This window comes from Enterobacter cloacae complex sp. 309I3 (genome assembly GCF_050031595.1).
Lineage (GTDB): Bacteria > Pseudomonadota > Gammaproteobacteria > Enterobacterales > Enterobacteriaceae > Enterobacter > Enterobacter cloacae.
The window spans coordinates 4,414,104-4,433,546 of the sequence record NZ_JBLGWI010000001.1 but is presented as its reverse complement, the minus strand read 5'-3'; the positions used below and the strand labels follow the sequence as shown (position 1 = coordinate 4,433,546).

The following is a 19,443-nucleotide window of genomic DNA, read 5'->3' as shown; positions in this document are numbered from 1 at the left end:
GCGGCAACGAACGAGTAGCAATACGATGAGTCTGAACCTGGTAAGTGAACATTTGCTCGCAGCGAACGGCCTGAGCCATCAGGACCTGTTCTCCATTCTTGGTCAACTGACCGAACGCCGTCTCGACTACGGCGATCTCTATTTCCAGTCGAGCTATCACGAATCCTGGGTTTTAGAAGACAGCATCATCAAAGATGGTTCTTACAACATTGACCAGGGCGTTGGCGTGCGCGCCATCAGCGGTGAGAAAACCGGTTTTGCCTATGCGGACCAGATAAGCCTGGCTGCGCTGGAGCAGAGCGCGCAGGCGGCACGTACCATCGTGCGTGACGCAGGCGATGGCCGTGTCAAAACGCTGGGTGAGGTGCAGCATGCTGCGCTCTATACCAGCATCGACCCGCTGCAGAGCATGAGCCGTGAAGAGAAGCTGGATATCCTGCGCCGCGTGGACAAAGTGGCGCGAGCTGCCGATAAACGCGTGCAGGAAGTGTCTGCCAGCCTGAGCGGTGTCTATGAACTGATTCTGGTCGCGGCGACGGACGGCACCCTGGCGGCGGATGTCCGTCCGCTGGTGCGTCTCTCCATCAGCGTGCAGGTAGAAGAGGACGGCAAGCGCGAGCGTGGCTCAAGCGGCGGCGGTGGTCGTTTTGGTTATGACTGGTTCCTGGGTGACGTCGACGGTGAAGCCCGTGCCGACGCGTGGGCAAAAGAAGCCGTGCGTATGGCGATGGTCAATCTTTCTGCCGTGGCGGCACCTGCGGGGACATTCCCGGTGGTACTGGGCGCTGGCTGGCCGGGCGTGCTGCTGCATGAAGCCGTGGGGCATGGTCTGGAAGGGGACTTTAACCGCCGCGGCACCTCCGTATTTAGCGGTCAGATAGGGCAGCTTGTCTCCTCTGAACTGTGCACGGTGGTGGATGACGGTACCATGGTTGATCGCCGTGGCTCTATCTCCATCGATGATGAAGGTACGCCGGGTCAGTACAACGTGCTGATCGAAAACGGTGTGCTGAAAGGCTATATGCAGGACAAACTGAACGCGCGCCTGATGGGCGTGGCGCCAACGGGTAACGGCCGTCGTGAATCTTATGCACATCTGCCGATGCCGCGTATGACCAACACCTACATGCTGCCAGGCCAGTCCACGCCGCAGGAGATCATTGAGTCTGTTGATTACGGGATCTTCGCGCCAAACTTTGGCGGTGGTCAGGTGGACATCACCTCCGGTAAATTCGTCTTCTCTACGTCAGAAGCGTATCTGATCGAAAAAGGCAAAGTGACCAAAGCGGTGAAAGGCGCGACGCTGATTGGTTCCGGTATCGAAGCCATGCAGCAGATCTCCATGGTCGGTAACGATCTCAAGCTGGACAACGGCGTGGGCGTCTGCGGTAAAGAGGGCCAGAGCCTGCCAGTGGGCGTGGGCCAGCCGACACTGAAGGTCGATAACCTCACGGTGGGCGGCACGGCGTAATTTTCTCCCCTCACCCTAACCCTCTCCCCAACGGGGAGAGGGGAAATACCTACTCTTTCCTTCTTCCCCGCATGCCCTGAAACAGTTCCGCAACCTCCACAAAATACTCGGTCAGATAGTTAATGCACACCTGCACCTTAAGCGGCAGTTTGTCTTTTTCGGTATACAGGGCATACACCGGACGCGGATCGGACTGGTAGCGAGGGAACAGGATCTCCAGCACTCCGCTGTTGATCTCATTGATCACCCACATTAACGGGACGTAAGCGATCCCGGCGCCCGCCACCAGCCAGCGCGAGATGGTCATCGGGTCGTTGGTGACAAACCGTCCTTCCGGCAGCAGTCGGGTAGAAATGCCTTCCGGGGCAATCAGTTCAAATTCATTATCGGGGCGGACGCTGTACTCCAGCCAGGAGTGGTTGGCGAGATCGGCTGGTTTCTCCGGCACGCCGTACTGCGCCAGATAGCTCTTCGAGGCACAGACCACCATCGGCATACTCCCGAGTCGACGGGAGAAGAGGCTGGAGTCCTGCAGCGCGCCAACGCGGATCACCACATCCAGCCCGTCTGCGATCAGGTCCGGGGCGGGAATACCGGTAACCAGATTCACGGTTAATCCCGGATATTCTTTCAGCATCTCTGCGGTCATGGCGGCGAGAACATTTTGTGCCATAGTTGAAGAACAGCCAATCCGTAGTGTCCCGATGGGCGTGTTGTTAAAGGCATAGAGCTGCTCGTGAACATCCTGCACTTCATGCATCATGCGGCGACAGCCCTGATAGTAAATTTTACCCGCCTCCGTCAGACCAATACTGCGGGTGCTGCGGTTGAGCAGCTTCACCTGCAGTTCATCTTCCAGTTTTGACACCGTCTGACTGATGGAGGAGACGCTCATCTGCAACTGCCGGGCAGCAGCAGTAAATGAGCCAAGTTCAACCACTTTGGCGAAGACCGACATGCGTTTTAAACGTTCCATTGTTCACTCTGGCTTAAAAGTGATTTAGATCACATATTATAGATAACAGCATAACAGTTACGTTAATATATTATTAATTACATAACGGCTGCGCCATTCTCGCCCGGCGTTTCTTGCTCTCCCGCGGTGGCGTGCGCTAAAAATTCTGAAGCCTGCACTCTCTCTTATCAAGGTCAACATGAGTCTGTTTCCCGTTATCGTGGTGTTCGGTCTGTCGTTCCCACCGATATTTTTCGAGCTTCTTTTATCACTGGCGATCTTCTGGCTGGTGCGCAAGGTGCTGGTTCCTACCGGGATCTACGATTTCGTCTGGCACCCTGCATTGTTCAATACCGCGCTGTATTGCTGCCTGTTCTACCTGATATCGCGCATGTTTGTCTGAGGTTGATGTGAAAACGCTAACAAGAAAAATCTCCCGCACCGCCATCACCATGGCGCTGGTTATCCTCGCGTTCATCGCTATTTTTCGCGCCTGGGTCTATTACACCGAATCACCGTGGACGCGTGACGCGCGTTTTAGCGCCGATGTCGTGGCGATCGCCCCCGACGTGGCCGGTCTTATCACGGCGGTTAACGTCCACGATAACCAGCTGGTGAAGAAAGACCAGGTGCTGTTCACCATTGACCAGCCGCGTTACCAGAAAGCACTGGAAGAAGCGGAAGCGGATGTCGCCTATTACCAGGCGCTGGCTGCGGAGAAACGCCGCGAGGCGGGCCGCCGTAACCAGCTGGGGGTTCAGGCGATGTCCCGGGAAGAGATCGATCAGTCTAACAACGTGCTGCAAACCGTGCTGCATCAGCTGGCAAAGGCGCAGGCGACGCGCGACCTGGCGAAGCTCGATCTGGAGCGTACCGTGATCCGCGCACCTGCCGATGGCTGGGTCACCAACCTGAATGTCTATGCCGGGGAGTTTATCACCCGCGGTTCAACCGCCGTGGCGCTGGTGAAACAAAACTCATTCTATGTGCTTGCCTATATGGAAGAGACCAAACTGGAAGGCGTTCGTCCGGGCTACCGCGCAGAGATCACGCCGCTTGGCAGCAACCGCGTCTTTAAAGGTACCGTAGATAGCGTTGCGGCTGGCGTCACCAACTCCAGCAGCTCCAATGATGCGAAAGGGATGGCGACGGTTGATTCCAACCTGGAATGGGTGCGCCTGGCCCAGCGTGTGCCGGTACGTATTCATCTGGACGAACAGCAGGGCAACCTGTGGCCTGCGGGCACAACCGCGACGGTGGTAATCACCGGTGAGAAAGACCGGGACGCCAGCCAGGACTCTATTTTCCGTAAAATCGCCCATCGTCTGCGCGAGTTTGGTTAATCGCTATGGGGATCTTTACTATCGCCAGCCAGCACATTCGCTTCGCCGTGAAGCTGGCGAGTGCCATTGTGCTGGCGCTGTTTGTCGGCTTTCACTTCCAGCTGGAAACCCCCCGCTGGGCGGTGTTAACGGCGGCGATTGTCGCGGCTGGCCCGGCATTCGCGGCAGGTGGGGAGCCTTACTCCGGGGCGATCCGCTATCGCGGGATGCTGCGTATCATCGGGACGTTTATCGGCTGTATCGCCGCGCTCACCATTATCATTTTGATGATCCGCACGCCACTGTTGATGGTATTGGTGTGCTGTATCTGGGCGGGCTTCTGCACCTGGCTCTCCTCTCTGGTGAAGGTCGAAAACTCTTACGCCTGGGGGCTGGCGGGTTATACCGCACTGATTATTGTCATCACCATTCAAACCGAACCGCTGCTCGCGCCGCAGTTTGCCGTGGAACGCTGCAGTGAGATCGTGATTGGTATCGTCTGCGCAATTGTTGCTGACCTGCTTTTCTCCCCTCGATCCATCAAACAGGAGGTGGATCGCGAACTGGATGCGCTGATCGTCTCCCAGTATCAGCTGATGCAGCTCTGCATCAAGCACGGTGACAGCGAAGAGGTGGACAAAGCCTGGAGTGGACTGGTTCGCCGCACGCAGGCGCTGGAAGGGATGCGCAGTAACCTTAACATGGAGTCCTCGCGCTGGGCGCGCGCCAACCGTCGTCTTAAAGCGATCAATACCGTCTCCTTAACGCTGATTACCCAGGCGTGCGAAACCTACCTTATTCAGAACACCCGCCCGGAATCGGTTACCGATACCTTCCGCGAACTATTTGCCGAGCCGGTGGAAACGGTGCAGGACGTACATAAGCAGCTCAAACGCATGCGGCGGGTCATTGCCTGGACCGGAGAGCGCGACACACCGGTGACCATTTATACGTGGGTTGGCGCCGCGACGCGCTACCTGCTGCTGAAACGGGGCGTGATCGGCAATACGAAAATCAGCGCGGCGGAAGAGGATGTCCTGCAGGGTGAAGTGGTGATCAAGGCGGAATCGGCTGAGCGCCACCACGCGATGGTCAACTTCTGGCGTACGACGCTTGCCTGTATGCTCGGCACGCTGTTCTGGCTGTGGACTGGCTGGACCTCCGGCAGCGGCGCGATGGTCATGATTGCCGTCGTCACGGCGCTGGCAATGCGTCTGCCCAACCCGCGTATGGTCGCTATCGATTTCCTGTACGGCACGATTGCCGCGTTACCGCTTGGCGCGCTCTATTTCCTGGTGATCCTCCCGTCCACGCAGCAGAGCATGTTGCTGCTCTGTATCAGTCTTGCGGTGATGGCATTCTTTATCGGGATAGAAGTGCAGAAGCGCCGTCTGGGATCGCTCGGTGCCCTCGCCAGTACTATTAACATTCTGGTGCTGGATAACCCCATGACGTTCCATTTCAGCCAGTTCCTCGACAGCGCCCTGGGTCAGCTGGTGGGCTGTTTCCTGGCGATGATGGTGATTTTGCTGGTGCGCGACAATTCCCAGGCGCGAACAGGTCGCGTGCTGTTGAACCAGTTCGTTTCGGCGGCGGTCTCCTCCATGACCACCAACACTGCGCGCCGTAAAGAGAACCATCTGCCTGCGCTCTATCAGCAGCTGTTTTTACTGTTGAATAAGTTCCCTGGCGACATTGCCCGCTTTCGTCTGGCGTTAACCATGATCATTGCGCATCAGCGTCTGCGTAACGCACCGGTGCCCATCAACGACGATCTGTCGGCATTCCACCGCCAGTTGCGCCGTACCGCGGACCATGTGCTTTCCGCCTCCAGTGATGACAAACGACGCCGTTACTTTAAGCAGTTGCTGGAAGAGCTGGATGTCTACCAGGAGAAGCTCAGGGTCTGGGAAGCACCTCCTCAGGTGACAGAGCCGGTAGCGCGGCTGGTGTTTATGCTGCACCGCTACCAGAATGTCCTGACGGATAACTGACTGAAGTAAAAAACCGACGCCAAAAGCGTCGGTTTTTTTGTGGCTATACTTATTTCTGCAGGCTCTTACATTCAGAAAGGAAGGACACATGACTACCCAGGCGCTTCAGGACCACATTCTTTTTCAGACCGGTTATCTGGTTAACGGCATATGGAAACCGCTGGACACAACGTTTGATGTGTTGAACCCGGCCACCGGTGATGTTATCGCCAAAGTGGCGAAAGCCGGTAAAGCAGAAACCGAAGAGGCGATTGCCGCCGCCGCGAAAGCCTTCCCGGCCTGGCGGGCCAAAACCGCGAAAGAGCGCTCGACCATTCTCTATCGCTGGTATGAACTGATTATCGAGAATAAAAGCTGGCTTGGTCGGTTAATGACCACCGAACAGGGCAAACCCCTGAAAGAAGCTGAAGGCGAGGTGGAGTACGCCGCCAGTTTTATTCAGTGGTTTGCCGAAGAGGCCAAGCGCGCTAACGGTGAAATTATTCCACCGATCAAACCGGGCTCCCGCATTCTGGCTACCCGTGAGCCTGTGGGGGTGGTGGCGGCAATTACGCCGTGGAACTTCCCGATGGCGATGCTCACCCGTAAGCTTGGTCCGGCGCTGGCCGCGGGGTGTACCGGGGTCATCAAACCGGCAAACAACACCCCGCTCAGCGCGTTTGCGCTGCTCACGCTGGCGAAACAGGCCGGTGTGCCGGATGGCGTCCTCAACGCCGTGGCCGGTAATACGCATGAGATCAGCGACGCGATTATGGCGAGTCACGAGGTGCGGAAAATCTCGTTTACCGGCTCCACTTCCGTCGGCAAAACGCTGGTGCGTAACGCCGCGGACACCATGAAAAAAGTTTCGATGGAGCTGGGGGGGAATGCCCCGTATATCGTGTTTGAAGATGCGGACATCGATGCTGCCGTCAAAGGGGCGATCGCCAACAAATTCCGTAATGCCGGACAGGTCTGCGTCAGCGTTAACCGCTTCTATATTCAGGAAACCGTCTACGACAAGTTTGTGAACAAACTGGCCGATGCGGTGAACGCGCTGAAGGTGGGAAATGGTCTGGAAGACGGTGTGGTCGTAGGCCCGCTGATTGAACCCTCCGCGGTGAACAAAGTGCGCGAGCATGTGGAAGACGCTGTTGCCCGGGGGGCGACGGTCCTGGCGGGCGGTAAACCACATCCGCTTGGTGGCAATTTCTGGATGCCCACCGTGCTGGGCGACTGTCATGAAGGCATGAAACTGGCGGAAGAAGAGACGTTTGGTCCCGTTGCCGCCTGCTTCCGTTTCACTTCTGAAGATGAAGTCATCCAGCGCGCCAACAACACGCCTTATGGTCTGGCGGCTTACTTCTATACTCAGAATCTGTCGCGCGTTTTCCGCGTCTCGCAGGCAATCGAAAGCGGGATGATTGGGATTAATGAGTGCGCCGTTTCCACGGAGCTTGGACCTTTTGGTGGGGTAAAAGAGTCTGGCCTGGGTCGAGAAGGGTCCGTGCTGGGGCTGGAAGAGTATCTGGAAGTCAAAACCCTGCATATCGGGGGATTATAATAGACAGGGCGGCATCGCCGCTCGCCTGGACTGGGTGGCTGGCAATGAAAACCTATACCTTTGATTTTGACGAGATCGACAGTCAGGAAGACTTCTATCGTGAATTTATCCGAGCGTTTGATCTGGAACGGGAAAGCGTCACGAATCTGGATATGCTGTGGGATGTGGTGACCGGCAGTCAGCTGCCGTTACCGCTGGAAATAGAGTTTATTCATCTGCCCGATAAGCTGCGCAGGCGATTTGGGGCGCTGATTTTATTGTTTGATGAAGCAGAAGAAGAGCTGGAAGGGCAGTTGCGTTTCAACGCGCGCCATTGATTACGCAAAAAAAGCCCCTGACCAGCGAGGCAAGGGGCAAGTCGTATGATGAGATACGACGAGGGTTTATTTATACAGTTCTGCCGTAGCGTGCCAGTGGTCGCCCTGATTCAGTTCGGTGACGCGGTAGCTGCTGGCGCCTGCTTTTTCAGCTTTTGCGGCCAGCTCCTGACGGATATCCATCGGAGAGCCAGTGACGGACGTTACGGAAACACTACCCATAGACTGCAGATTTTGCGCCTGCTCGGTATTCACCTGCTGGACGGCTGCGCTTGCGCCGAAAGAGAGAACCGATGCCAGACCGAGGGTTGCGATGATTAATTTGGTTTTCATAGTCTTTGCTCCTGAAGAGGTTTTTGCTCAACGGCGAGAAGGGTTGAACTGCTATTTTTATGCCTGGTGCCGTTGAGTGGAGATAGTCGTCTTCTGTTATTACTAAAACTTATTTATACAGCTCAGCGGTAGCGTGCCAGTGGTCACCGGAACGCGCTTCAATGATGCGATAGGATGATGCACCTTGTTCTTCCGCTTTTTTGTTCAGCATCTCATGCATGTCCATTGGAGACGTGCCGATTGCGCCGACAGAAACCGTACCGATAGCCTCACGGGATTGCGCCTGATCGGCATTAATGGAATCTGCTGCGAAAGCACCGAATGACAGGACAGACAGGACGCTCAGCGCCGCTACAGTTGTTTTGATTTTCATGATTTTTACCTCGTCGAATTTTTTAGTGGGGTCTTTGTTTCGTGACCCTCATCACAAAATCAAGTATACACTAATAACGGTAAAAATTAATACCAGGCTAATTGTTTCATGGGTAATTACGTGTTAAACAGCGCAATTTTTATAACCTAATGGCATAATGTTGGTTATTTTCTGTACACGTTGGCGTGTTATATCTAAGTAAATCATATGAATAAATGATTTTGATATTTTGTGCGATTCTTTGATTTATCATTCACTGGCTGAATGTTAATGAGTGGTAAAAAGCACTATTTGTTAAATTGAGGACAGGAGAAAACAGGGGAAAACGCAGCGGGGGCAGAATGAACCCCGTAGCGACGCTACGGGGAGAGAGGATTACAGCTCCTGTTCGAACAGAACCAGGATCGCCTCGTGGAGATCTTTCACCGAGAAGCCGTTGGCTGGCGTGGTAAAGATGGTGTCATCACCGGCGATGGTACCGAGAATCCCTTCCGTTTTACCCAGAGAGTCCAGCATGCGGGCAATCAGCTGTGCGGCACCAGGGCTTGTGTGGATCACCACAACGGCATCGTTGTGGTCGATATCCAGAACCAGATTCTTCAGCGGGCTGGAGGTTGTCGGCACGCCAAGTTCAGCTGGCAGGCAATAGACCATCTCCATTTTGGCGTTACGGGTACGCACCGCGCCAAATTTGGTCAACATACGGGAGACTTTCGACTGGTTGATATTGTCGAAGCCTTGTTCCTGCAGCGCCTGAACAATTTCTCCCTGAGAACTGAATTTCTCTTCTTTGAGTAGCGCTTTAAACGCCTTTACTAATTCTTCTTGCTTAGACGAGCTTCGCATAAGTCACCCGGAATATGACGATAGAAACAACATTATTATGCATGTGGATGAATTTTTATGCAAATTATCTACCAGGCAGTAGCCTGAAATAATGTTATGAAAGGGAGTGATATTATCAGATTTCGTTATCGGAAAACATGCCTGGGTCACGCCACGCAAATAAGCTTAAAAGTAAATTAAATGTTATCAAAATGATGTTGTTTTGGTGGCGTGGCAGGGTGTATTGTAACCACCTCTTAATTCGTTGCCGTCTGTTGTCAGAGAGTCTTCTGGGAAGAGAGAAAGTCGCGTGACCTCAAATTCTTTAGCTACGAAAATTGTAATTAATTACCTGCTGAATTAAGGTCGCCGCAACGGATTTACAGATACTTAAGTTAACCATAATAAGGAGTTTAGGATGAAAGTCGCAGTCCTCGGCGCTGCTGGTGGTATCGGCCAGGCGCTTGCCCTACTACTGAAAACCCAACTGCCTTCAGGCTCAGAACTCTCCCTGTACGACATTGCTCCGGTAACCCCAGGTGTGGCGGTTGACCTGAGCCACATCCCGACCGCTGTTAACATCAAAGGCTTCTCCGGCGAAGACGCACGTCCTGCGCTGCAGGGTGCTGACGTTGTGCTGATCTCCGCTGGTGTGGCGCGTAAGCCAGGTATGGATCGTTCCGACCTGTTCAACGTCAACGCAGGCATCGTGAAAAACCTGGTGCAGCAGATCGCTGAAGTGTGTCCGAAAGCGTGCATCGGTATCATTACTAACCCGGTGAACACCACGGTCGCTATTGCAGCAGAAGTGCTGAAGAAAGCAGGCGTTTACGACAAGAACAAACTGTTCGGCGTGACCACGCTGGATATCATCCGTTCTAACACCTTCGTGGCTGAGCTGAAAGGCAAGCAGCCTACGGAAGTTGAAGTGCCGGTCATCGGTGGTCACTCTGGTGTGACAATTCTGCCTCTGCTCTCGCAGATCCCTGGCGTGAGCTTCACCGAGCAGGAAGTGGCTGACCTGACCAAACGTATCCAGAACGCAGGCACCGAAGTGGTGGAAGCGAAGGCGGGTGGCGGTTCTGCAACGCTGTCTATGGGCCAGGCGGCTGCACGTTTCGGTCTGTCACTGGTTCGCGCGCTGCAGGGCGAGAAGGGCGTGGTTGAATGCGCTTATGTTGAAGGCGATGGCGAACACGCGCGCTTCTTCTCCCAGCCGCTGCTGCTCGGTAAAAATGGTATCGAAGAGCGTAAGCCAATTGGCACGCTGAGCGCGTTTGAACAAAACGCGATGGAAGGCATGCTGGACACGCTGAAGAAAGATATCACGCTGGGCGAAGAGTTCGTTAACAAGTGATCTTGTCCCGGTAAAAAAAACGGAGCGCTACGCTCCGTTTTTTTATGCCCGTCAGTTGGTGGCCGGGTATTCCTGAATGGTCACATGCAGCGTCAGTTTCTTATCGTTGCGCATGACTTCAACCGGGATGATGGAACCCGGGCGAATTTCTGCCACCTGGTCCATCGTCTCAAGCGCAGAGACCGCCGGTGTGCCGTTGACCGACAGAATGACATCATTAACCTGAATGCCCGCATTGGCAGCCGGTCCGCCAGGCGCCACTTCGTTAACCACAATCCCCTGAATCTGATCGATCCCGCCACCCTGCGTATGCATAGGGGCAATTTCGCGACCACCAATCCCGATGTAACCGCGGATCACGCGACCGTCCCGGATCAGCTTGTCCATAATTTTGGTTGCCAGCTGGAACGGAATGGCAAAGCCGATCCCTTCCGGCGTCTCGCCATCGTTGCTTTTATCGAAGGAGAGGGTGTTGATACCCATAAGCTCGCCCAGCGAGTTGACCAGCGCGCCGCCGGAGTTCCCGTGGTTGATGGAGGCATCGGTTTGCAGGAAGTTCTGCCGTCCCGATGGGTTCAGACCGATGCGACCCGTGGCGCTGATGATCCCCTGGGTGATGGTCTGCCCCAGGTTGTATGGGTTACCGATAGCCAGAACCACATCGCCAATGTGCGGAGTGCGTTTTCGGTTGATCGGAATCACGGGCAGCCCGCCGGTGGCGTTGATTTTCAGCACGGCCAGATCGGTCAGGCTGTCAGAGCCGACAAGTAAGGCCTCAAACACGCGGCCATCCTGAAGTGCGACGATGATCTGGTCAGCATCGTTGATCACGTGCTTGTTGGTAATGATGTATCCGCGATCGTCCATAATCACGCCGGAGCCGAGGGTACGGATCTCCAGCTGGTTATGGGCTGAACTGTTAAGACCACGGTTGTAGACGTTCACCACTGCGGGTGCGGCACGGCGAACGGCCTGATTATAGGTGGCAGGCGTTTCATCCGCGCTGTCAAACTGGGGAGCCGACAGCTTGTTGAACTGGCGTAAAGACGGCATGGCCGCTAACAGCAGGCCCGCAACAATCAAACCGATGGCAATGGAACGAAAGAGCTTTAAAAGCATGATGCGCGTGTCGTTAAAAAAGGAACGGTTTGCAGCATAACATGAGTTATCCCGGACATCACACGCGGCGGTGATACCCGGGATAGCAAATGCTTAGCGCAACAGAATATAGATAGATTCGTTGCCGCGCATAATTTGCAGGGCAATGACCGTTGGTTTACTTTCCAGCACCTTGCGCAGCTCAGCGATAGACTGCACGCGGGTGCGATTCACGCCGATGATCACATCATCCTGATGCAATCCCGCCTGCGCGGCAGGGCTGCTCTTCTCTACGGTATCGATGCTGATGCCTTTGGTGCCGTCTTTAAGCTGCCCGTCGCTGAGGGTCGCGCCCTGCAGTGCCGGGGCGATAAGCTCCGCACTGGCGGAGGAAGAAGTGCTCTTGTCCAGCGTCACTTCCACATTCAGCGGTTTGCCGTCACGAATCAGGCCCAGCTTCACTTTGGCGCCCGGTTCGGTGGTGGCGATACGTGAGCGCAGCTCTGCAAAGCTGCTCAGCGGCTTATCATTCAGGCTGACGATCACATCACCTGATTTAATGCCCGCTTTTGCCGAGCCGGAATTGGGCAGCACTTCACTGACGAACGCACCGCGCTGCACGTTGATGTTGAACGCTTTTGCGATATCGGCGCTCATCTCCATCCCTTTGATGCCCAACAGGCCGCGTTTGACTTCACCAAACTGGATAAGCTGCTGTGCCAGCGTTTTGGCCATATTGCTGGGAATGGCAAACCCGATCCCGATACTGCCGCCACCTGGCGCGAGGATTGCTGTGTTAATACCAATCAGCTCGCCGTTAAGGTTCAGCAGCGCCCCGCCGGAGTTCCCGCGGTTAATTGAGGCATCGGTCTGGATAAAGTTTTCCAGGCCTTCAAGATTCAGGCCGCTGCGCCCCAGCGCGGAAATGATCCCGGAGGTCGCCGTTTGTCCTAAACCAAAGGGGTTGCCCACGGCAACAGCAAAGTCGCCGACGCGCAGTTTGTCGGAGTCGGCGATGGCAATCTGGGTCAGATTACTTGGGTTTTGCACCTGCAACAGCGCGATGTCGCTCTGGTCATCGCCGCCGATCAATTTGGCATCAAATTCCCGACCATCATTCAGCTGCACGCTGATTTTATCGGCCTGGCTGATAACGTGGTTGTTGGTCAGAATATAGCCTTTGGCCGCATCAATGATGACGCCTGAGCCCAGCCCTTCAAAAGGCTGAGCCTGCTGGTCGGGCGACTCATCGCCAAAATATTTTTTCAGTTCTTCAGGTACGCGCTGGCTTTGCACGGCAGTGCCTTCTACCTGCACGCTGACTACCGCAGGCAACACTTTTTCCAGCATGGGTGCGAGGCTCGGAATCGCCGTCTGGCCCGGCACCTGCGAGGGAAGGGCGGCAAAGGCAGGGAAGGACGCCGAGAGAGATAACCCGACACTTAACGCTAACGCGCTCAACAGCTGGTTCTTTTTCTTCATCGATGCTGACTCTCGTAACCTGGAGTAAAGGAAAAAACGGGCCCAAAAACACGTTGATGTTATTGAATTTTAAACCGCTGAACAATGAGGTGTTTACCTAAATAATAGCTGGGGTCAGGAAGAAAGGACGGGCGCAATCGCTGCGCCCGTAAAATAATTTCAGGTTGTGTGATTAATCGCGCTTAACACCGCCGCGCAGCAGGCCGGACGCGCCATCAGAATAGTCGCGAGGCATCTGAACAGGGGCCTGATCGTTACCGGCCTCAGAGTCTGCCAGACGGTTGCGGAACGGGTTGGTTTCCGCGGTCATTTCCGGCAGCAGGCTGCTGGAGCTTTTTGCCATGTGCTGATACAGCTGGCGGTAGTCGGTCGCCATATTGTCCAGCAGCTCAGCGCTACGGGCAAAGTGGCTGACCAGCTCTTCGCGGTACTCTTCCAGCTCGGCTTTGTTCTTTTCCAGTTCGTATTGCAGTGACTGCTGCTGACGCAATTTGCGATTACCGAAACGCATGGCCACAGCACCAATCACGATGCCGACGACTAAACCGATTAGCGCATATTCCCAGGTCATGAACTTCTCCCGTTGTCTTGTTGTTCCGTAGGGTGTTGGCTCGGCTCCTGCCTGTGCCTGATATTGCCACTATAACCGCTATTTCTGCAGAAGTGGAATCCTGACGTATCATCGCGTAGTGTAGAACGGCCTTTTTTTCATCAGTCACGCCTGCTGATGAGGTTTAATTGAAGGAATAACAACAAGATTATGCAAAACCTGTCCCCCGCATCGCGATATCAACTGGCCCTGGACGAGGGCTCACATCAGCCGGATGACGTTCAACGTGAAGCGGTTAACCGTCTGGATACCCTTTTCCATGAGCTTACGGCAAAACCTGCGGAAGCAGGGCAGAGCGGTGGGCTGAAGGCGGCATTGAGCCGACTGCTCGGAAAAAAAGAGCCACAGGCTAACGCTCCGGCACGCGGTTTATATATGTGGGGCGGTGTCGGTCGCGGGAAAACCTGGTTGATGGATCTGTTTTATCAGAGCCTGCCGGGTGAGCGTAAACAACGCCTGCACTTCCACCGCTTTATGCTGCGGGTGCATGAAGAGTTAACGGCGCTGCAGGGCAAAAGCGATCCGCTGGAGATTGTGGCTGACAGGTTTAAGGCCGAAACGGACGTCCTCTGTTTCGATGAGTTTTTTGTTTCGGATATCACCGATGCCATGCTGTTGGGCGGCCTGATGAAAGCGCTGTTTGCCCGCGGCATCACGCTGGTCGCCACCTCGAATATTCCGCCGGATGAGCTGTATCGTAACGGCCTCCAGCGGGCGCGTTTTCTGCCTGCCATTGATGCCATCAAAGAGCATTGTGACATTATGAATGTTGATGCGGGCGTGGATTACCGTTTGCGCACGCTGACTCAGGCGCACCTGTGGCTCTCACCGCTGAATGCCGAGACCACCCGCCAGATGGATAAACTGTGGCTGGCGCTGGCGGGAGCAAAGCGCGAAAACGCCCCGACGCTGGAGATTAACCATCGTCCGTTGCCTACGCTCGGTGTTGAAAACCAAACGCTGGCGGTCTCTTTTGCGACGCTGTGCGTGGATGCCCGCAGTCAGCACGACTACATCGCCCTTTCGCGCCTGTTCCACACGGTGATGCTGCTGGATGTACCCGTCATGACACGGCTGATGGAAAGCGAAGCGCGACGCTTCATTGCGCTGGTGGACGAGTTTTACGAACGCCACGTCAAGCTGGTGGTGAGCGCCGAGGTGCCTTTATATGAGGTGTATCAGGGGGAACGTTTGAAGTTTGAGTTCCAGCGCTGCCTGTCGCGCCTGCAGGAGATGCAGAGCGAGGAGTATCTGAAGCTGGAGCATATGCCTTAAATGCTACCCTCTCCCCGTGGGAGAGGGGCTGGGGGTGAGGGCACCGGACCGCAAAAACTTGCCCCCCGAAAAACCCATTCCAAATCACATTTAAGGGTCGATCTTTGACCTCAACTTCTCTATAATCTTGCGACCCCACGTTACGAGAAGGTTTTTTTCCCGAAACTTTCTATGTGTCGGCATGAGCTATTCGAAGGGGTAGGTTTGCCGGACTTTGTCGTGTGAACCTCAACTGACTAAACGTTTGGGTGTTCACCAACGTGTAACTTATTATTTGGGTAAGCTTTTAATGAAAACTTTTACAGCTAAACCAGAAACCGTACAACGCGACTGGTATGTTGTTGACGCGACCGGTAAAACTCTGGGCCGTCTGGCTACTGAACTGGCTCGTCGCCTGCGCGGTAAGCACAAAGCGGAATACACTCCGCACGTTGATACTGGTGACTACATCATCGTTCTGAACGCAGAAAAAGTTGCTGTAACCGGCAACAAGCGCGAAGACAAAATGTACTACCACCACACTGGCCACATCGGTGGTATCAAAGAAGCGACCTTTGAAGAGATGATTGCTCGCCGTCCTGAGCGTGTGATTGAAATCGCGGTTAAAGGCATGCTGCCAAAAGGCCCGCTGGGTCGTGCTATGTTCCGTAAACTGAAAGTTTACGCAGGTAACGAGCACAACCACGCGGCACAGCAACCGCAAGTTCTTGACATCTAATCGGGATTATAGGCAATGGCTGAAAATCAATACTACGGCACTGGTCGCCGCAAAAGTTCCGCAGCTCGCGTGTTCATCAAACCGGGCAACGGTAAAATCGTAATCAACCAGCGTTCTCTGGAACAGTACTTCGGTCGCGAAACTGCCCGCATGGTAGTTCGCCAGCCGCTGGAACTGGTTGATATGGTAGAAAAACTGGATCTGTACATCACCGTTAAAGGTGGTGGTATCTCCGGTCAGGCAGGTGCGATCCGTCACGGTATCACCCGCGCTCTGATGGAGTACGACGAATCCCTGCGTTCTGAACTGCGTAAAGCTGGCTTCGTTACTCGTGACGCTCGTCAGGTTGAACGTAAGAAAGTGGGTCTGCGTAAAGCACGTCGTCGTCCACAGTTCTCCAAACGTTAATCATTTTCTGCTCACGCAGAACGATTGGCGAAAAACCCGCTTCGGCGGGTTTTTTTATGGGTAATGCTCAGGTTATCCACATTATCAATGCATATATCTCCTCTTTTTCCGCATTTCCAGAATCCCCTCACCACAAAGCCATCAAAATCTGGTAAACTATCATCCAATTTTCTGCCCAAATATCGGTGAATACTCGATTTTTGTTCGATTCTTGAACAATGTGTCTTCTCTGGGATGGGCGCTACATCATCTGGCTGGCCCCACCGGGCCGGTAGCAGTAAAAATTCTGAATATACCTGGAGGTTTTCATGGCTGTCGCTGCCAACAAACGTTCGGTAATGACGCTGTTTTCTGGTCCTACTGACATTTATAGCCATCAGGTTCGTATCGTGCTGGCCGAGAAGGGTGTCAGTTTTGAGATCGAGCATGTGGAAAAGGATAACCCACCTCAGGATCTGATCGATCTCAACCCGAGCCAAAGTGTACCAACGCTGGTGGATCGCGAGCTGACCCTGTGGGAATCCCGTATCATTATGGAATACCTGGATGAGCGTTTCCCGCATCCACCGCTGATGCCTGTTTACCCTGTGGCGCGTGGCGAAAGCCGCCTGTACATGCAGCGTATCGAGAAAGACTGGTACACGCTGATGAACGTGATCGAAAACGGCTCTGCTTCAGAAGCAGACGCTGCACGTAAACAACTGCGTGAAGAGCTGCTGGCGATTGCCCCTGTGTTCGGCCAGAAACCGTTCTTCCTGAGCGATGAGTTCAGCCTGGTGGACTGCTACCTGGCACCGCTGCTGTGGCGCCTGCCGACACTTGGCGTTGAATTCAGCGGCCCGGGCGCAAAAGAGCTGAAAGGCTATATGACCCGCGTCTTTGAACGCGACTCCTTCCTGGCATCCTTAACTGAACCGGAACGTGAAATGCGTCTCGGCCGAGGCTAATGACTGTGGAAATGTCACAACTTTCACCACGCCGTCCGTATCTGCTGCGCGCCTTCTATGAATGGCTGCTGGATAACCAGCTCACGCCGCACCTGGTTGTGGATGTGACGTTGCCGGGCGTGCTGGTTCCGATGGAATACGCGCGTGACGGACAGATCGTTTTGAACATTGCCCCCCGTGCGGTGGGTAATCTTGAACTGGCGAACGACGAAGTGCGTTTTAACGCGCGTTTCGGCGGCGTACCACGTCAGGTTTCCGTGCCGCTGGCCGCGGTGCTGGCTATCTACGCGCGGGAAAACGGCGCGGGTACGATGTTCGAGCCGGAAGCGGCTTACGATGAAGACGTTGCCAGCCTGAATGAAGACGATGCAACCGGGGAGCGAGACAGCGACACGGTGATGTCGGTTATTGACGGCGACAAACCTGACCGCCAGGATGAAAACGATCCTGATGACGATCCGCCACCACGCGGCGGGCGTCCGGCTCTCAGAGTGGTAAAATAAGCGTCATCCATTATAAAATCCAGCCCTCCTCAGTCGGCTGGATTTTTTTGTCGATGTAAAGATTAAGCGCCTGTTGAACGAATATTTTTTCTATGTATAGATTTGTACAAAATTAAGACAGTGCAATGCTTTATTCTATATGACAGAAATTTTGGAATACAAAGCCAGCGAAAATAAATCATCGCAAGCAATAATTATTCTGAATATAAATGGTCTAAAAAGAACTGGAAACCTCTGTTTTATAAACCCTGCCTATTGTTTGAGTAAATCTAAAAAGAAAAGTTAATAAACCTAAGTTGCATGTATTTATGATTTCTATATTATCGCACCATGCATTTTGCAAACGGAGGTAATAGCGACTATCAAGGATGAATTCAGTCGAATTTTATTTTCTTTAAATCATAAGTTATGGATTAACTCGTGAAAAAAATTCTATTGGCTACAGCATTATTCCTTTGCGTAAACTCTACGTTTGCCGCTGAAACCGCGATATTGAAAATTAAAGGGACGCTGACAGCCTCGGCCTGTACTCCTGAATTTAGCAATGGCGGCGTGGTGGACTATGGAAATATCCGCTTAGGTGAATTGTCCTCTACGGCGGTGAACCAGTTAGGGCAACGGAATATCGATCTCACCATTACCTGCACGGCAGCAACAAAAGTGGCCTGGAATATGATAGACGATCGCGCCGACTCTAACGCAGGATTAACCGTTTCTGCCGGTACATTTACGGGTGGGGCACAGAGTGCGACTAACCAGACCTATGGCGTTGGCAAAGCAGGCACGGTAAATATTGGCTCTTATGCCATGTTTATGAAGGTGGATAGCGTTACTGCAGACGGAAAATCTGTCGATCCAATATATCAGCAGAATGGCTCGACGACCTGGGCTAAGAGTACTGATGGTTCAAGTCAGGGTGAAAATAATCGTAATATTACCGTCGCATTAGCGGGAAGTATTGACCCGCTTGCTTTCCAGACAGCAACATTTCCGCTGGTAACGTCTCTGGCTATTCAGAATACCACAACGCTTGCCATTACCGATGATACCCGGCTGGATGGTCAGTTGACGATCAGCCTAAAGTATCTGTAATTCTTTCAAATTTAAAGTGAGTTAAATTTAATGCAGAGGGAATACGCTTTCTCTCAAAAATAAGCGCCATCAACACGGAATGTTAAGTAGTGCTTTCAAGGAATATACATATGACATGCTCTAAAAAGGTTTTATTTAAAACACTCGCTGCCGCAGCTTTATTCTCTGCACAGTTTGGCGTACATGCAGCCGGTATGGTGCCAGAAACCAGTCTGCTGGTGATTGATGAAGCGACCCACAGTGGCACCATCAACGTCAAAAATACCGATAGCCATCCGTCGCTACTGTACACCGACGTGGTGGATCTGCCGGATGATAAAGGCCTGAAACTTGTCACCACTCAGCCCGTGGTACGTCTCGAGCCCGGTCAGACTCAGCAATTGCGCTTCATCCTGCAAACCAGCAAACCGCTGGACGTTGAGCACTACAAGCGTGTGACCTTCGAAGGGATCCCGCCGAAGAGCGATGACAATAAAGTGAAAATTGGCATCAATATTCGTCAGGACCTGCCCGTACTGATTCGCCCTGCGAAGCTGGCCGTGGTAACCGATGCGTGGAAATTCCTCGACTGGACCGCGTCAGGCACGTCCGTCACGGTAAAAAACCCAAGCAAATATGTTGTGCGTCTGGCACAGAACGTGGTGCTGCAGCCTTCAGGCATCAGCGGATCGCTTGCCAAAACCTACATTTTACCCGGTGAAACCATGACGGTTTCTATGGGCGAATCCGTCAGTGGAAACACGAAAGTGAAGTTTTTCCCGGCCAGCCGCTATGGGGTCGAAGTGCCCAGCTTTATCTCGGATCTCAATAAAAAATAAAG

At 53.7% G+C, this 19,443-nt stretch carries 21 protein-coding genes; 14 read left to right on the top strand and 7 right to left on the bottom strand.

Annotated features, from left to right (window positions below; all coding sequences use genetic code 11):
* Positions 1-25: 25 nt before the first annotated feature.
* A complete protein-coding gene (tldD, locus tag ACQG22_RS21200) occupies positions 26-1,471 on the top strand; it encodes a metalloprotease TldD (RefSeq protein ID WP_013098980.1) in 1,446 nt (481 codons plus the stop codon).
* Positions 1,472-1,520: 49 nt separating this feature from the next.
* Here tldD and aaeR read toward each other — a convergent pair whose 3' ends face one another.
* Complete coding sequence (aaeR, locus tag ACQG22_RS21195; protein WP_013098979.1) at positions 1,521-2,447, bottom strand: HTH-type transcriptional activator AaeR; 927 nt, start codon at positions 2,445-2,447, stop codon at positions 1,521-1,523.
* 178 nt (positions 2,448-2,625) lie between these two features.
* On the opposite strand from aaeR, the gene aaeX reads away from it, so the two are divergent.
* From aaeX to ACQG22_RS21170, 5 genes are all read left to right on the top strand, one after another.
* Positions 2,626-2,829, top strand: a complete 204-nt coding sequence (gene aaeX, locus ACQG22_RS21190; protein ID WP_003860416.1) for a p-hydroxybenzoic acid efflux pump operon protein AaeX — start codon at positions 2,626-2,628, stop codon at positions 2,827-2,829.
* Between the two features lie 7 nt (positions 2,830-2,836).
* Positions 2,837-3,769 (top strand): p-hydroxybenzoic acid efflux pump subunit AaeA, encoded by a 933-nt coding sequence (gene aaeA / locus ACQG22_RS21185; RefSeq protein WP_013098978.1) that lies wholly within the window; start codon positions 2,837-2,839, stop codon positions 3,767-3,769.
* 5 nt (positions 3,770-3,774) lie between these two features.
* Positions 3,775-5,742, top strand: a complete 1,968-nt coding sequence (gene aaeB / locus ACQG22_RS21180; protein ID WP_047023148.1) for a p-hydroxybenzoic acid efflux pump subunit AaeB — start codon at positions 3,775-3,777, stop codon at positions 5,740-5,742.
* A gap of 88 nt (positions 5,743-5,830) precedes the next feature.
* Positions 5,831-7,285 carry an NAD-dependent succinate-semialdehyde dehydrogenase gene (locus tag ACQG22_RS21175; protein ID WP_013098976.1) on the top strand — a complete coding sequence of 485 codons (1,455 nt, stop codon included), beginning with the start codon at positions 5,831-5,833 and terminating at the stop codon, positions 7,283-7,285.
* A gap of 44 nt (positions 7,286-7,329) precedes the next feature.
* Positions 7,330-7,602, top strand: a complete 273-nt coding sequence (locus ACQG22_RS21170; RefSeq protein ID WP_013098975.1) for a barstar family protein — start codon at positions 7,330-7,332, stop codon at positions 7,600-7,602.
* Between the two features lie 66 nt (positions 7,603-7,668).
* Here the strand turns inward: ACQG22_RS21170 and yhcN (ACQG22_RS21165) are convergent, their stop codons facing one another.
* The 3 genes from yhcN (ACQG22_RS21165) to argR form a co-directional block, all read right to left on the bottom strand.
* A complete protein-coding gene (gene yhcN / locus ACQG22_RS21165) occupies positions 7,669-7,935 on the bottom strand; it encodes a peroxide/acid stress response protein YhcN (RefSeq protein WP_013098974.1) in 267 nt (88 codons plus the stop codon).
* Between the two features lie 109 nt (positions 7,936-8,044).
* Positions 8,045-8,308: a peroxide/acid stress response protein YhcN gene (yhcN, locus tag ACQG22_RS21160; protein ID WP_013098973.1), complete on the bottom strand. Its 264-nt coding sequence runs from the start codon at positions 8,306-8,308 to the stop codon at positions 8,045-8,047.
* A 375-nt stretch (positions 8,309-8,683) separates the two neighbouring features.
* Positions 8,684-9,154, bottom strand: coding sequence for a transcriptional regulator ArgR (gene argR, locus ACQG22_RS21155; RefSeq protein ID WP_013098972.1), 471 nt, complete (start codon positions 9,152-9,154; stop codon positions 8,684-8,686).
* Positions 9,155-9,551: 397 nt separating this feature from the next.
* Here argR and mdh point away from each other — a divergent pair, with 397 nt between their 5' ends.
* The gene (gene mdh, locus ACQG22_RS21150) at positions 9,552-10,490 is read left to right on the top strand and encodes a malate dehydrogenase (RefSeq protein WP_020687375.1); all 939 of its coding nucleotides are present in this window, start codon (positions 9,552-9,554) and stop codon (positions 10,488-10,490) included.
* A 51-nt stretch (positions 10,491-10,541) separates the two neighbouring features.
* Here mdh and degS read toward each other — a convergent pair whose 3' ends face one another.
* The 3 genes from degS to zapG all read right to left on the bottom strand — a co-directional run bounded on the left by degS (position 10,542) and on the right by zapG (position 13,641).
* A complete protein-coding gene (gene degS, locus ACQG22_RS21145) occupies positions 10,542-11,609 on the bottom strand; it encodes an outer membrane-stress sensor serine endopeptidase DegS (protein ID WP_013098970.1) in 1,068 nt (355 codons plus the stop codon).
* 93 nt (positions 11,610-11,702) lie between these two features.
* On the bottom strand, positions 11,703-13,070 hold the full coding sequence (gene degQ / locus ACQG22_RS21140; protein WP_013098969.1) for a serine endoprotease DegQ: 1,368 nt from the start codon (positions 13,068-13,070) through the stop codon (positions 11,703-11,705).
* A gap of 172 nt (positions 13,071-13,242) precedes the next feature.
* Complete coding sequence (gene zapG, locus ACQG22_RS21135) at positions 13,243-13,641, bottom strand: Z-ring associated protein ZapG (protein WP_008502832.1); 399 nt, start codon at positions 13,639-13,641, stop codon at positions 13,243-13,245.
* 189 nt (positions 13,642-13,830) lie between these two features.
* Between zapG and zapE the strand changes: the two genes are divergently transcribed.
* From zapE to ACQG22_RS21100, 7 genes are all read left to right on the top strand, one after another.
* The gene (gene zapE, locus ACQG22_RS21130; protein WP_047351794.1) at positions 13,831-14,955 is read left to right on the top strand and encodes a cell division protein ZapE; all 1,125 of its coding nucleotides are present in this window, start codon (positions 13,831-13,833) and stop codon (positions 14,953-14,955) included.
* A 289-nt stretch (positions 14,956-15,244) separates the two neighbouring features.
* On the top strand, positions 15,245-15,673 hold the full coding sequence (gene rplM / locus ACQG22_RS21125; protein WP_013098967.1) for a 50S ribosomal protein L13: 429 nt from the start codon (positions 15,245-15,247) through the stop codon (positions 15,671-15,673).
* A 15-nt stretch (positions 15,674-15,688) separates the two neighbouring features.
* Positions 15,689-16,081: a 30S ribosomal protein S9 gene (rpsI, locus tag ACQG22_RS21120; protein ID WP_000829818.1), complete on the top strand. Its 393-nt coding sequence runs from the start codon at positions 15,689-15,691 to the stop codon at positions 16,079-16,081.
* A gap of 308 nt (positions 16,082-16,389) precedes the next feature.
* Positions 16,390-17,028, top strand: coding sequence for a stringent starvation protein SspA (gene sspA / locus ACQG22_RS21115; protein ID WP_013098965.1), 639 nt, complete (start codon positions 16,390-16,392; stop codon positions 17,026-17,028).
* A 5-nt stretch (positions 17,029-17,033) separates the two neighbouring features.
* Positions 17,034-17,531 carry a ClpXP protease specificity-enhancing factor gene (sspB, locus tag ACQG22_RS21110; RefSeq protein WP_013098964.1) on the top strand — a complete coding sequence of 166 codons (498 nt, stop codon included), beginning with the start codon at positions 17,034-17,036 and terminating at the stop codon, positions 17,529-17,531.
* 420 nt (positions 17,532-17,951) lie between these two features.
* Entirely contained in the window at positions 17,952-18,623 is a 672-nt protein-coding gene (locus ACQG22_RS21105; protein WP_045293553.1) for a DUF1120 domain-containing protein, read from the top strand.
* A 110-nt stretch (positions 18,624-18,733) separates the two neighbouring features.
* A complete protein-coding gene (locus tag ACQG22_RS21100; protein ID WP_013098962.1) occupies positions 18,734-19,441 on the top strand; it encodes a fimbria/pilus chaperone family protein in 708 nt (235 codons plus the stop codon).
* Positions 19,442-19,443: the final 2 nt, after the last annotated feature.